Source organism: Janthinobacterium sp. 344, assembly GCF_900112025.1.
Classification (GTDB): Bacteria; Pseudomonadota; Gammaproteobacteria; order Burkholderiales; family Burkholderiaceae_D; genus Janthinobacterium.
This window is the reverse complement of record NZ_FOKL01000001.1, coordinates 1,100,318-1,112,416: the sequence shown is the minus strand read 5'-3', so window position 1 is coordinate 1,112,416 and position 12,099 is coordinate 1,100,318. Positions and strand designations below refer to the sequence as shown.

The 12,099-nt window shown below is 59.4% G+C and carries 14 protein-coding genes; 9 read left to right on the top strand and 5 right to left on the bottom strand.

The features are described 5' to 3' along the window. Nucleotides 1-21: 21 nt before the first annotated feature. Entirely contained in the window at nucleotides 22-810 is a 789-nt protein-coding gene (locus BM193_RS05010) for a class I SAM-dependent methyltransferase (RefSeq protein ID WP_092795858.1), read from the bottom strand. 236 nt (nucleotides 811-1,046) lie between these two features. After that, the gene (locus BM193_RS05005) at nucleotides 1,047-1,559 is read right to left on the bottom strand and encodes a glycine zipper 2TM domain-containing protein (RefSeq protein ID WP_092795856.1); all 513 of its coding nucleotides are present in this window, start codon (nucleotides 1,557-1,559) and stop codon (nucleotides 1,047-1,049) included. A gap of 400 nt (nucleotides 1,560-1,959) precedes the next feature. Between BM193_RS05005 and BM193_RS05000 the strand changes: the two genes are divergently transcribed. From BM193_RS05000 to BM193_RS04980, 5 genes are all read left to right on the top strand, one after another. Further along, nucleotides 1,960-2,358, top strand: coding sequence for a barstar family protein (locus BM193_RS05000; RefSeq protein WP_086146799.1), 399 nt, complete (start codon nucleotides 1,960-1,962; stop codon nucleotides 2,356-2,358). 156 nt (nucleotides 2,359-2,514) lie between these two features. Next, the gene (gene purN, locus BM193_RS04995) at nucleotides 2,515-3,123 is read left to right on the top strand and encodes a phosphoribosylglycinamide formyltransferase (RefSeq protein WP_092795854.1); all 609 of its coding nucleotides are present in this window, start codon (nucleotides 2,515-2,517) and stop codon (nucleotides 3,121-3,123) included. 21 nt (nucleotides 3,124-3,144) lie between these two features. Beyond that, nucleotides 3,145-4,464 (top strand): RsmB/NOP family class I SAM-dependent RNA methyltransferase, encoded by a 1,320-nt coding sequence (locus BM193_RS04990; protein ID WP_092795852.1) that lies wholly within the window; start codon nucleotides 3,145-3,147, stop codon nucleotides 4,462-4,464. A 131-nt stretch (nucleotides 4,465-4,595) separates the two neighbouring features. After that, the gene (locus BM193_RS04985) at nucleotides 4,596-5,954 is read left to right on the top strand and encodes a mechanosensitive ion channel family protein (RefSeq protein WP_092795850.1); all 1,359 of its coding nucleotides are present in this window, start codon (nucleotides 4,596-4,598) and stop codon (nucleotides 5,952-5,954) included. A gap of 133 nt (nucleotides 5,955-6,087) precedes the next feature. Then, nucleotides 6,088-7,296 carry a DesA family fatty acid desaturase gene (locus tag BM193_RS04980; protein WP_077407996.1) on the top strand — a complete coding sequence of 403 codons (1,209 nt, stop codon included), beginning with the start codon at nucleotides 6,088-6,090 and terminating at the stop codon, nucleotides 7,294-7,296. A gap of 141 nt (nucleotides 7,297-7,437) precedes the next feature. Here BM193_RS04980 and rpmG read toward each other — a convergent pair whose 3' ends face one another. The 3 genes from rpmG to radC all read right to left on the bottom strand — a co-directional run bounded on the left by rpmG (nucleotide 7,438) and on the right by radC (nucleotide 8,796). Then, a complete protein-coding gene (gene rpmG, locus BM193_RS04975; RefSeq protein WP_010400929.1) occupies nucleotides 7,438-7,605 on the bottom strand; it encodes a 50S ribosomal protein L33 in 168 nt (55 codons plus the stop codon). 22 nt (nucleotides 7,606-7,627) lie between these two features. Next, nucleotides 7,628-7,864 (bottom strand): 50S ribosomal protein L28, encoded by a 237-nt coding sequence (rpmB, locus tag BM193_RS04970; RefSeq protein ID WP_010400928.1) that lies wholly within the window; start codon nucleotides 7,862-7,864, stop codon nucleotides 7,628-7,630. A gap of 257 nt (nucleotides 7,865-8,121) precedes the next feature. Continuing rightward, a complete protein-coding gene (gene radC / locus BM193_RS04965; RefSeq protein ID WP_092795849.1) occupies nucleotides 8,122-8,796 on the bottom strand; it encodes a RadC family protein in 675 nt (224 codons plus the stop codon). A gap of 245 nt (nucleotides 8,797-9,041) precedes the next feature. On the opposite strand from radC, the gene BM193_RS04960 reads away from it, so the two are divergent. The 4 genes from BM193_RS04960 (at nucleotide 9,042) to BM193_RS04945 (ending at nucleotide 12,077) form a co-directional block, all read left to right on the top strand. After that, on the top strand, nucleotides 9,042-9,260 hold the full coding sequence (locus tag BM193_RS04960; RefSeq protein ID WP_092795847.1) for a hypothetical protein: 219 nt from the start codon (nucleotides 9,042-9,044) through the stop codon (nucleotides 9,258-9,260). 170 nt (nucleotides 9,261-9,430) lie between these two features. After that, nucleotides 9,431-9,886: an FKBP-type peptidyl-prolyl cis-trans isomerase gene (locus BM193_RS04955; protein ID WP_092795845.1), complete on the top strand. Its 456-nt coding sequence runs from the start codon at nucleotides 9,431-9,433 to the stop codon at nucleotides 9,884-9,886. A gap of 13 nt (nucleotides 9,887-9,899) precedes the next feature. Next, a complete protein-coding gene (gene ispH, locus BM193_RS04950; protein ID WP_092795843.1) occupies nucleotides 9,900-10,847 on the top strand; it encodes a 4-hydroxy-3-methylbut-2-enyl diphosphate reductase in 948 nt (315 codons plus the stop codon). A gap of 300 nt (nucleotides 10,848-11,147) precedes the next feature. Further along, entirely contained in the window at nucleotides 11,148-12,077 is a 930-nt protein-coding gene (locus BM193_RS04945) for a branched-chain amino acid ABC transporter permease (RefSeq protein ID WP_092795841.1), read from the top strand. Nucleotides 12,078-12,099 lie beyond the last annotated feature (22 nt).

Here is a 12,099-nt window from a genome sequence, read left to right as displayed (position 1 = left end):
ATGGCATGGACGTGCCGGCGCTTACACGGTGCTGGCGATGCCCTTGACCCAGCTTTTCGCGGGCAGCTTGGTGTCGGCGACGATTTGCTTGGCCCGTTCCAGCAGGACGGCTTGCGCTTCGGCATCAAGTGCGACTTTCGTCTTGAAGGCGATCGCCACCACGTTCCCATCATGGACTTCCGGCAGGCAGATCACCTGTTCAAACGCAAACTTCATCGCCTTGATGTTTTTCGCGTAGCTGGGGTGGTCGCCAAACAGGTTCACCGTCATGATGCCGTGCGGCGCCAGGCAGGCGCAGCAGGCGGCGTAGAAATCGGCGCTGTCGAGCACGGGACCGCGCGCCGTGGCGTCATACAAGTCCACTTGCAGGGCGTCCAGGGTGCCATGGTTGCTCTCGTCATTGACGTAGTCGAGCGCATCCATCTCGCGCACGTGCAGGCGCTCGTCATTGGGCGGCAGCTTGAACATCGAGGCGCAGATGGTGATGACGGACGGGTTCAGTTCGATCGCCTCGACCTGTGCCTGCGGGAATTGGCGGTAGCAGAACTTGGTCAGCGCGGCCGTGCCCAGGCCCAGCTGGGCGATGCGCTGCGGTTGCTCTATCCACAGCATCCACGCCATCATCTGCTGCGCATATTCGAGTTCCGGCCAGTCCGGCTTGCGGATGCGCATGGCGCCCTGCACCCATTCCGTGCCGAAATGCAGATAGCGCACGCCATCCATCTCCGACAGGGTGACAGGGGCGTAGCGGGGCTTGCGCGCGGGGCGCGAGGATTCGACTTGTTCGATGGATTTTCGTTTGATAAGCATAAGGCGGCCTGAAAGTGTGCCGCATTATAGCCCGTGCCGGGGCGCCATAAAAAATGCCGGCCCCATGAGAACGACATGGGGCCGGCATTTTTATACTGAGTTAACAACGCCTGACAGAAGCGTTGCGAGCGGAAGGCAGAGGTGGCCGAGAAGCGCAACCGTGCTTAGTACGGAGGCGCCGAGCCGGTGCGCATCGCAGGCCGCCTATGCCGACGCGCAGCAGCTTATGTCAAGCGTTACTGCTGAGCTGGCTCGATCGAGACGCGCAGGCGGATGCGTTCGCCCGGGTCGTAGGACGTGATGCTCGTGTAGTTGCGGCCGCGGTAGTCGTACGTGACCTGATAGCCCGTGTTGCGCGTTTCCCAGTGGTCGACCTGGCGGCATTGCTTGACGGCTTGTTCCTGCACGCCGCCCTGGTAGTTGTTCTGGTTGTCGACACGGTCGCCCACGACGGCGCCGGCAATCGCGCCCGCCGCCGCGGCGGCCGTGCGGCCATTGCCGCCGCCGACCTGGCTACCCAGCAGGGCGCCGGCGATGCCGCCGACGATGGAGCCGCCAGCGCTGCGCTGTTGCGGCGGTGCCTGAACCTGCACGTATTCCGTACGGCATTCCTGGCGTGGACGATTGATCTGTTCCACTTGTGGCACGACGCGCACGACCTTGCCGAAATCTTCAAAGTCGGCGGCCTGGGCGAGTGGCAATGCACCGATACAAAGGGCTGACATCATCAATTTGGCTTGCAAGTTCATTTGTAACCTCGTTATCTAGAGAATCTTTCAGGGTATTTTTCACAACTTGGGGCTATAGTAATCCCGCTGGACGGATGCTTGTGTTTCGCCTGGCAACAAAATGTAACAGGCCAAGCCCCTTGCCCCACAGTCTGTAACATGCACTTTCAATCGATACACGTTGTTGGATGACTTGAAAGGCGCGGTTTGTAACAAATCTTGCGTTTGACATCATATTCGGGTTGATTCATGCAGGACAACACGTTACCCTAATACGCGTATGGCTTATATAAAATCGCACTGAATCGCATAAAAGTTGATACAGATCGAATCACCGCGTGCGCATTGACCCGCGTGCGGGGATGCAATAAGACGAGCAATTAGAACAGATCCATACATAACAGGTCGATTTGAGGGAAAAATGAGTTTGTTACTAACCGTGCCGCCCAACCTTGTCCAGTCCATCCGTGCCTTTCGCGTGACCGAATTACAAGACGAGGCAATCCGTCTCGGGCAGCACTTTTTATATGCGCATTGCAACGCTGGGCAGACCAAACAACAAGTCATCGGCATTATTGCAGAAGCATTCCTGTTTCCAAAAAATCTGGCGAAGAATTTCGACGCGCTGCGCCTGTGCCTGACGGATACCATGTTCAAGGCCGGTCCGCAAACGGGTTTCCTGGTGGTGCTCGAGCAATTGCCCAATACGCAAAAATTCGACAAGGAAGCGCGCGAGATCCTGCTCGACGTGTTTCGCGACGCGGCCGACTACTGGGCCGAGAAAAAAGTCCCATTCCGCGTCTTCTATTCGTTTGAGTAAATACTTACTCTCGTCACAGTAGAGTAAAATCAGCGCGTCGCCGGCATGCAGGGCGACTCATCCCGGCGAGCGCCGCCGCCGGGCGGTCATGTTGCGCCGCAACAATAATACCGGCCTTTCTAGATTCGCATCGCCATAGCGGGTACAATGCGCGCTATGAAAAATATCGTTATCCTCATTTCCGGACGCGGCAGCAACATGGAAGCGGTCGTGCGCGCGGCGCAAGCCGAGCAATGGCCAGCCCGTATTGCCGCCGTCATCAGTAACCGGGCCGATGCCCAGGGGCTGGTGTTTGCCGCGGAACACGGGATAGCGACCGCAGTCGTTGCCAACAAGGATTATGCCAGCCGCGAACAGTTCGATGCGGCGCTGCAAGCCGTGGTCGATGGCTACGCCCCCGACCTGGTCGTGCTGGCCGGTTTCATGCGCATCCTGACGCCGCCCTTCGTCGAACATTATGCGGGGCGCATGCTCAATATCCACCCGTCGCTGCTGCCCCTGTTCCCGGGCGTGGCGACGCATCGCCAGGCGCTCGCGGCGGGTGTGACGGAGCACGGCGCGACCGTGCATTTCGTCACGGCCGAGCTCGATCATGGCCCGGCCGTGGCGAGCGTGACCGTTCCCGTCTTGCCGGACGACACAGAAGACAGCTTATCGGCGCGCGTGCTGGTACAGGAACATCTGCTTTACCCGCGCGCCATCCGCCTGTTCATTGACGATAAACTGTCAGTCGAGCATGGCCAGGTCCGCGTGGACCCTCAATAAAATATTACAGAAAGAATAACAATGAGATTGCCACCAGCGATACTTGCCAATGCTGAAGAAGTATTGCGCGAAATTTTACGTTTCACGGCCCCGGCCGACACCACCTTGTCGCGCTATTTCCGCGACCATCCGCGCCTCGGTTCGCGCGAACGCGGCGCCATCGCCGAAGGCATCTATGCCGTGCTGCGCAACAAATCGTTCTTCACCGATTTCGCCGAAGCGGGCAGCGGCCCGACCATGCGCCGCCTGACCATCCTCGGCCTGGCCGAAGCCGTCGGCGCCGATTCCCTGGGCGGCCTGACGGAAGAAGAAGTGGAATGGCTGGAACGCATCACGCAGATCGACCGCAGCCTGATGCCGGCGAACATGCGCGCCAACATGCCGACCTGGCTGTTCGACAAGCTGATCGCCCAGTTCGGCGAAGCGGAAACCATGAAGCTGGCCGATGCCTTGAACGCGCCGGCGCCGCTGGACCTGCGCGTCAATTCCCTCAAGGCCACGCGCGACGATGTGATGCTGGCCCTGGCCGAAGCACCGATTCTCAGCACGCCGACGCCTTACGCGCCGCTGGGCTTGCGCGTCATCAAGAAGCCATCCTTGCAAAACCTGCCCCTGTTCCAGAGCGGCGCCATCGAAGTGCAGGATGAAGGCAGCCAGATCCTGTCGCAGATCGTCGGCGCCAAGCGCGGCGAAATGGTGGTCGACTTTTGCGCCGGCGCGGGCGGCAAGACGCTCGCCTTGGGTGCGCTGATGCGCAACACGGGCCGTTTGTATGCGTTCGACGTGTCGGAAAAGCGTTTGGCCAAGCTCAAGCCGCGCCTGGCCCGCAGCGGCTTGTCGAACGTGCATCCGGTGCAGATCGCGCATGAGCGCGATGCCAAGATCAAGCGCCTGGCCGGCAAGATCGACCGCGTGCTGGTCGATGCGCCATGCAGCGGCCTGGGCACCCTGCGCCGCAATCCGGACGTGAAATGGCGCCAGCAGCCCAATTCCATCGTCGAACTGCAAGCCAAGCAGGCAGCGATCCTGGCTGGCGCGGCGCGCCTGGTCAAGGGTGGCGGCCGCCTGGTGTACGCCACCTGCAGCTTCCTGAACGAAGAAAACGATCAGATCGCCGAACAATTCCTGGCCGCCAATCCCGACTTCACCCTGGTGCCGATGCACAAGGTGCTGGCCGAGCAGAAGATCGAACTGGAAATGGGCGACTACCTGAAATTGCTGCCGCACCTGCACCAGACCGATGGTTTCTTCGCCGCCGTGTTCGAGCGCAAGGTCATGCCGAAAAAAGTCTACGCCGATGAAAAACCGGCCGACGACGTTGACGCTGAACCAGCCGAGTAAGCCGGTCACGTGCCGCCGCTGCATGCTGCAGTGGCGGCCTTCAATGCCGCCAGCCCGCCTGGTGGCATGGGATCACTCCCCATCCGTCCCACCTTCGTCCCACCTGTCCCACCTTCCGGACCGCATCCGCCATGAATGAAACCCCGCTGCTGAACCTGATCACTGACTTTGTCGACGATTTCCGCCAACCGGCCATCCTGTGGCAGGCGCTGGTCATCGTCGCTTGCCTGGCCTTGAGCTGGCTGCTGGTGCGGCAGTTGCGCGCATTCCTGCACAAGCGGGCGGAAGCGGCAACGACGCCGGCGAACCCGGAAACCCTGCAGCGCACGGACAGTTTCATCCGCATTTTGACGCCCGTGCTGGCGGCCATGCTGCTGGGCATTGCACAACACTTCCTGGCCAAGTTTCAGTCGGTGAATTTGTTGAGCATTGCCATTCCCCTGTGTACCTCGATGGCGCTGGTGCGCTTCGGCTTTTATGTGCTGCGCCGCATCTTTGCCCGCCATGGCGAGATCAGTCCGACCATGTTGCTGCTGGAGAAAGTCTTCACGGTGGTGGTGTGGGCCGGCATGGCGCTGTACATCACGGGCCTGTGGCCGGAATTGCATGAGTTCCTGGAGGGCATCATTGTGCCGCTGGGGCGCAACAAGGTGTCCGTCGCCGCCATCCTGCAGGCGGCCATCTCGGTGGCCGTGCTGCTGGTGCTGGCCATGTGGGCCGGTACGTCGCTCGACGAGCGCCTGATGAAAATGCAGGGATTGCACACATCCTTGCGCGTGGTGCTGTCGCGCATGGGCCGTGCCGTGCTGATCCTCGTTTCCGTGCTGGTCAGCCTGTCGCTGGTGGGCATCGACTTGACGGTCCTGTCCGTGTTTGGCGGCGCCTTCGGCGTGGCGCTCGGTTTCGGCCTGCAAAAGATCGCCGCGAACTTCGTCTCCGGTTTCATCATCCTGCTCGACCGCAGCCTGACCATCGGCGACATGATTACCGTCGGGCAGTTCACGGGCAAGGTCACGCAGATCAATACGCGCTATACTGTGTTATTGGGCGGCGATGGCATTGAATCGATCGTGCCGAATGAAATGCTGATTTCCGGCGGCGTACAGAACATGTCGCTGACCAACCGCATGGTGTGGTTGTCCACGGCCGTGTCGGTTGGGTATGAAACGGATCTCGACGCCATCTTTCCCTTGCTGGAAGCGGCCACGGCCAGTGTGCCACGCGTGTCGCAAAGCAAGCCGCCATCGGCCACGCTCGTGCGTTTCGGCGCCGACGGCCTGGATCTGCAGATCGGTTTCTGGATCGCGGACCCGGAAAACGGCACGGGCGGCGTGAAGTCGAATGTGAACCGCGCCATCTGGCGCACCTTGCAGGAACATAAGGTCAGTGTACCGTTCCCGCAACGTGAATTGCGTATTGTAGGGACGCCTCCGGCACCGCTCGCCAGCGCTGCCGATGGTGAATCCGCGCCTTCCGGCACGCAGCCTTAACCCCGCTGCCAGCCTCCAAATTTGCCTGACCGTACCCATTAGGGCGTACAATCACGCCTAAAATTAACTCTGCCGGACCTCCAGAGCGACTGGAGCGACCGTGCGCATGCCCCGTCCACTTGGAGTAGTAGTAATGACATTGAGTTCCGTTTTACACGACGTTTTGCAGTTCATGGCAACTGGCATTACCGATCTGTCCGCATGGCAAGTTTTCCTGTACACCATGGTGGTCACGCATATCACCATCGCCAGCGTCACGATTTACCTGCACCGCCACCAGGCGCACCGCGCGCTGGAATTGCATGCGATTCCCAGCCATTTCTTCCGTTTCTGGCTGTGGCTGACGACGGGCCAGGTCACCAAGGAATGGGCGGCCATTCACCGCAAGCATCACGCCAAGTGCGATACGGAAGAAGATCCGCATAGCCCGGTGACGCGCGGCATCAAGAAAGTCTTCTGGGAAGGCGCCGAGCTGTACCGCGCTGAATCGAAGAACATGGAAACCATGGCCAAGTATGGCCACGGCACGCCGACGGACTGGATCGAGCGCAACTTGTACACCAAATACAGCTGGCTGGGCGTGGTGTCGCTGTTCGTCATCAATTTCATCCTGTTCGGCGTGATCGGCATTTCCGTGTGGGCCGTGCAAATGATGTGGATCCCGATCACGGCGGCCGGCATCATCAACGGCATCGGCCACTACTGGGGCTACCGCAACTACGATTGCGCCGACGCGGCCACTAACATCATTCCTTTCGGCATACTGATCGGCGGCGAAGAGTTGCACAACAATCACCATACGTATGCGACGTCGGCCAAGCTGTCGTCGAAATGGTACGAAATCGATATCGGCTGGGCGTATATCCGCGCGCTGGAAATGCTGGGCCTGGCGAAGGTGAAGAAGCTGGCGCCGGCACCGAAGTTCTCGCACGGCAAGCTGGAAGCGGACTTTGAAACCTTGCAGTCCGTCATCGCCAACCGCTATGACGTGATGGCCAAGTATGCGAAATCGATCAAGCATGCCTGGAAGGAAGAGCTGGAACACCTGAAGCACAAGGCCGAGCTGGAAAAACGCTTCCTGAAGTCGTCGCGCAAGCTGATGCAGCGCGAGCCGGGCAAGCTGGCCGATGCGCATCACGAGCAGCTGTCGGAATTGTTCCAGCACAGCAAGGCGCTGGAAACCATGCACCACATGCGCGTGGAGCTGGGCGCCATATGGGAGCGGTCGCACTTTACGCGCGAGCAATTGCTGCAAAAGCTGCAGGACTGGTGCACGCGCGCCGAAGCGTCGGGCATCAAGTCGCTGCAAGACTTTTCCTTGCGCCTGCGCAGCTACGCATAACTAGCGCCGCAGCATATCGAGGCCCTGGATTCCAGGGCCTTTTTTTCGTCCCGGGAAAGCGGGGAAGCGGAAAGAGGCTGAAAATCAGGGCGAAAAAAAACCGCTCATCGGAGCGGCTCTTTTTACAGAACACAGTATCAATTACTTGATCTTGGTTTCTTTGTACGTTACGTGCTTGCGTGCTTTAGGATCAAATTTCATGATCTCCATTTTCGCAGGCGTCGTACGCTTGTTTTTGGTGGTCGTGTAGAAGTGACCCGTACCGGCGGTCGATTCTAACTTGATTTTGTCGCGGCCTGATTTTGCCATGATAGCTCCCTTATTCTGCTAATTAGACTTTTTCGCCACGAGCGCGCATATCGACCAATACGGCGTCGATGCCGACTTTATCGATGACGCGCAGACCGGCGTTGGACAAACGCAGGGAGACCCAGCGGTTTTCAGATTCAACAAAAATACGACGATTCTGCAAGTTAGGCAAAAAACGACGTTTGGTTTTGTTGTTTGCATGGGAAACATTGTTGCCGACCATCGGCTTCTTCCCAGTGACTTGGCAAACACGTGCCATGGCGCACTCCTTAAAGATATTCCAAATTGGAAAAACGAGAGTATATCCAAAATAAGCAGATTTATCAATGACTTGCGAAAAACAATTGTGTCATGTTGTTGTGAATTTATTTAACAATTTGGCGCAGATGTGTTTTCATGGGGCGGGCACTGGTAAACCTGGGTGTTTACCGCTAGATAAGCAGCCTGGTGTTTTCACGTATGTCCTTGTTTACACATGGTTAACTGACAAGTGACCGCTGCCATGCGGCATTCGTGCTAGATCTGGCCGTGTTCCGCAAACGAATGCACCTGCCGGCCAGCAACAACAAAATGGTCGAGGATGCGCACGTCCACCAGCGAGAGCGCCTGCACCAGCGCGCGCGTGAGTAAGAGATCCGATTCGCTGGGCTCGGGCGTGCCGGAGGGGTGGTTGTGCGCCAGCATGACGCTGGCCGCGTTGTGCAGCAGCGCCTGCTTGACCACTTCGCGCGGATACACGCTGGTGTGGGTGAGGGTGCCGCGAAACATTTCCTGCGTGGTGATCAGGCGGTTCTTGACGTCCAAAAACAACACGTGGAAGGCTTCATGCGCCAGGTGGCCCAGGGTCAGGCGCAGGTAATCCTTGACGGCGTGCGGGGAATTCAAGGCCTGGCCCGCCTGCAAATCCTCGATGATGGCGCGCCGCGCCAGTTCCAGCACCGCTTGCAGCTGGGCAAACTTGGCGCTGCCCATGCCGTGCACGGCGGAAAAATTCACGAGGCTGGCGCCGAACAGGCCGCGCAGGGAACCGAAATGCTCGACCGTGTCGCGCGCCAGCTGCACCGCGCTCTTGCCGCGCACGCCCGTGCGCAGGAAGACGGCCAGCAATTCCGCATCCGACAGCGACTGCGCGCCATCCTCGATCAGGCGTTCGCGTGGCCGCTCGCCGGCCGGCCAATCCTTGATGCCCATGCTGCCTCCCCGTCGCGCCCGGCTGGTCGTGGCGCCTGCCCACGATTGTCGCGCCTTCCCCGGGCGGCCATGCTGCGCTAGCTCGTCTTCATGGCGAATCATATGAAAAAAACAAAAACCAAGATGCCCGGCCTGGCCATTTTCAGACGCTATGATTTGCCTGTCGTTGCATTCCATATAAGTTGCAGCGGCGGGGAGTCAGGGCCCTGAACTCAATGTCTTCCACTTGTTTTACAGGAGTCGTCATGCCGTACATCAAAGTTATCAACGGAGTCATGCAAGAGTTCAACGCCGCCGGCGTCAATACGGGCAAGGTCAGCGGCATTGGCTTCCATTCCCATGGCTACCTGGAACGCCGCAATTGGAGCGACGCCGCCCAGTTCGCGCGCCGGCTGATGAAAATCCCGACTACACCACCGATTTGCCCTACTTTGCGGCCAATGGCTTCAAATATATACAGGTGATGGTGGCGCCTTTCAACACAGCTGGTGTACGCAGACGTCGCATAAGTCGCAGGTAGTGCGGGCGCGGCCATGTTTTTTGAGAAAAGCATGGCCGCGCCGAGATGGCATGGGGCGCGCTGGCTCAGGGTGGCTTACAATATCGTTTTGCATCAGCTACTTGAAAACTCACCATGTCCAACGAGCAACCAGCAGTCGTCACCGAAGCGGCTTACCTTACCCTGCATTATCGTCTTGCCACTGTGGACGGTACTGACATTGTCACGACCTTCAGCGGCAACCCCGCGACCTTGATGCTGGGACAGGGCCAGCTGGCGCCGTTCCTCGAGCAGCGCTTGCTGGGTTTGCCGGAAGGCACGCACGAGACCTTCGAGCTGGCCGCTGGCGAAGGCTTTGGCGAGCGCAATCCCGAACTGGTGCAGTCCGTCACGCGCGCGACCCTGGACGAGAATTCCGTGCCGGGCGCCGACTACAAGATCGGCGACCTGGTCGACTTCGCCGCCCCGGGCGGCGGCCGCTTTGCCGGCGTGCTGCGCGAACTGCGCGACGATTCGGCCCTGTTCGACTTCAACCATCCGCTGGCTGGCCAGCCGCTGCGTTTTGAAGTCAAGCTCATCTCGGTCCTGTAAAGAAGGAGTAGCGATGGATAAGGAACTGTTACTGGCCCAGCCGCGCGGCTTTTGCGCCGGCGTCGACCGGGCGATTGAAATCGTCGAGCGTGCCCTGCAGCAATTTGGCGCACCGATCTACGTGCGCCATGAAATCGTCCACAACGCCTATGTGGTGGCCGACCTGCGCAACAAGGGCGCCATCTTCATCGACGACCTCGATGACGTGCCAGCAGGCAATACCCTCGTGTTTTCCGCCCATGGCGTGTCCAAAGCCGTGCGCGCCGAGGCGGAATCGCGCGGCCTGAGCATCTTTGACGCCACCTGCCCCCTGGTGACCAAGGTGCACATGGAAGTGGGCAAGATGCGCCGCGAAGGCCGCGAGATCATCATGATCGGCCACGACGGCCATCCCGAGGTGGAAGGCACGATGGGCCAGGCCGACAAGGGCATGCACCTGGTGGAAACGCTGGAAGATGTGGCGACCTTGCAGGTTGCCAATCCGGACAGCGTGGCCTATGTTTCGCAGACAACGTTGTCAGTTGACGACACTCGCGACATTATCGAGGCCTTGAAAGCGAAATATCCGAATATCGCGGAACCGAAAAAAGGCGACATTTGCTACGCCACTACCAACCGCCAGGAAGCCGTGAAATTCATGGCGCCACAGGTGGAACTGGTGATCGTCGTCGGTAGTCCGAACAGCTCGAACTCGAACCGCCTGCGTGAAGTGGCCGAGAAAATGGGCACGCCGGCCTACATGGTCGACAATGCGTCGCAAATCGACCCGGCCTGGCTGGAAGGCAAGCTGCGCGTGGGTGTGACGGCTGGCGCCTCGGCGCCCGAAGTGCTGGTGCAGGCCGTCATCGACCGCTTGAAAGAGTGCGGCGTGAAGAGCGTGCGTCCGCTCGACGGCGTGCAGGAAGCCGTCACCTTCCCGATGCCGAAAGGCCTCGACGGCATCAAGCGCGACGTCGCCTGAGTCGGCAAGGTTGCTGAGTATCGATGCAATAGTCACCTCAAAACCGAATTTAATTCGGAAATGATTGATTTATTCCAAGCTTAGTTTTTGCAAAAGATCGTTATGATTGCCTCAAGCTTGAATATGTTGTCGTTATGACTAAGCAAGGTCACGCCCTTTTTGAGTGCGTGCACCATGCTGGTGAGACGGTCCAGGGATGGCACTGCAGGAATTTTTCCTCCGGTGCCGTTTTTGTATCAGCGATGCATGTTCCGGCGGAAGTTGTTCCCGACAACGTAGATTTGATAGGGCAATCTGACCATGGATACATTCATCCAGCAAATCATCAACGGCTTGGTGCTGGGCAGTATGTATGCCTTAGTCGCCCTCGGTTACACGATGGTGTACGGCGTCTTGAATCTTATTAATTTCGCCCACGGCGACGTGCTCATGATCGGCGCCATGGTGGGCTTGACCATCCTCAAGCTGCTGGGCATTTATGTGCCGGACTGGCCCGGCTACCTGAAACTGGCCACCGCCATCCTCGGCGCCATTCCCATCTGTATTCTGGTCAACATCATCATCGAGCGGGTCGCCTACCGCCGCCTGCGCAACGCCCCCCGCCTCGCCCCCCTGATTACCGCCATCGGCGTCTCCATCCTGCTGCAAACCTTTGCCATGATGATCTGGACGCGCAATCCCTTGCCCTTCCCGCAACTGCTGTCGAGCGATCCCATCAACATCGGCGGCGCCGTGATTTCGCAGACACAAGTATTGCTGCTGGCCTTGGCTGCGCTGTCGATGGGCGGATTGGTATTGCTGGTGGAAAAAACCCGCATGGGGCGCGCCATGCGGGCCACGGCGGAAAACCCCCGCGTGGCGGGCCTGATGGGCGTCGATTCCGACAAGGTCATCGTCGCCACCTTCGCCATCGGCGCGGCGCTGGCGGCCGTGGCCGGCGTGATGTGGGGCGCCAACTATGCCTCCATCCAGTTTTCCATGGGCGCCATCCCCGGCCTGAAGGCGTTCTGCGCGGCCGTCCTGGGCGGCATCGGCAATATCTATGGCGCCATGCTGGGCGGTATCTTGCTGGGCATCATCGAGAGCCTGGGCGCCGGCTATATCGGCGACTTCACGGGCGGTTTCCTGGGCAGCCACTACCAGGATATCTTCGCCTTCGTCGTGCTGATCATCGTGCTGACCCTGCGCCCGTCCGGCATCATGGGCGAGCGCGTGGCCGACCGCGCCTGATGTGACACTGGGAGATTAAATC

What these genes read in the sequence shown, in the direction of transcription:
- BM193_RS05010 (WP_092795858.1), bottom strand. Translation starts at nt 810, where the DNA reads ATGCTTATCAAACGAAAATCCATCGAACAAGTCGAATCCTCGCGCCCC.
- rpmB (WP_010400928.1), bottom strand. Translation starts at nt 7,864, where the DNA reads ATGGCACGTGTTTGCCAAGTCACTGGGAAGAAGCCGATGGTCGGCAAC.
- BM193_RS05005 (WP_092795856.1), bottom strand. Translation starts at nt 1,559, where the DNA reads ATGAACTTGCAAGCCAAATTGATGATGTCAGCCCTTTGTATCGGTGCA.
- purN (WP_092795854.1), top strand. Translation starts at nt 2,515, where the DNA reads ATGAAAAATATCGTTATCCTCATTTCCGGACGCGGCAGCAACATGGAA.
- BM193_RS04955 (WP_092795845.1), top strand. Translation starts at nt 9,431, where the DNA reads ATGTCCAACGAGCAACCAGCAGTCGTCACCGAAGCGGCTTACCTTACC.
- radC (WP_092795849.1), bottom strand. Translation starts at nt 8,796, where the DNA reads ATGGGCATCAAGGATTGGCCGGCCGGCGAGCGGCCACGCGAACGCCTG.
- ispH (WP_092795843.1), top strand. Translation starts at nt 9,900, where the DNA reads ATGGATAAGGAACTGTTACTGGCCCAGCCGCGCGGCTTTTGCGCCGGC.
- BM193_RS04980 (WP_077407996.1), top strand. Translation starts at nt 6,088, where the DNA reads ATGACATTGAGTTCCGTTTTACACGACGTTTTGCAGTTCATGGCAACT.
- rpmG (WP_010400929.1), bottom strand. Translation starts at nt 7,605, where the DNA reads ATGGCAAAATCAGGCCGCGACAAAATCAAGTTAGAATCGACCGCCGGT.
- BM193_RS05000 (WP_086146799.1), top strand. Translation starts at nt 1,960, where the DNA reads ATGAGTTTGTTACTAACCGTGCCGCCCAACCTTGTCCAGTCCATCCGT.
- BM193_RS04945 (WP_092795841.1), top strand. Translation starts at nt 11,148, where the DNA reads ATGGATACATTCATCCAGCAAATCATCAACGGCTTGGTGCTGGGCAGT.
- BM193_RS04990 (WP_092795852.1), top strand. Translation starts at nt 3,145, where the DNA reads ATGAGATTGCCACCAGCGATACTTGCCAATGCTGAAGAAGTATTGCGC.
- BM193_RS04960 (WP_092795847.1), top strand. Translation starts at nt 9,042, where the DNA reads ATGCCGTACATCAAAGTTATCAACGGAGTCATGCAAGAGTTCAACGCC.
- BM193_RS04985 (WP_092795850.1), top strand. Translation starts at nt 4,596, where the DNA reads ATGAATGAAACCCCGCTGCTGAACCTGATCACTGACTTTGTCGACGAT.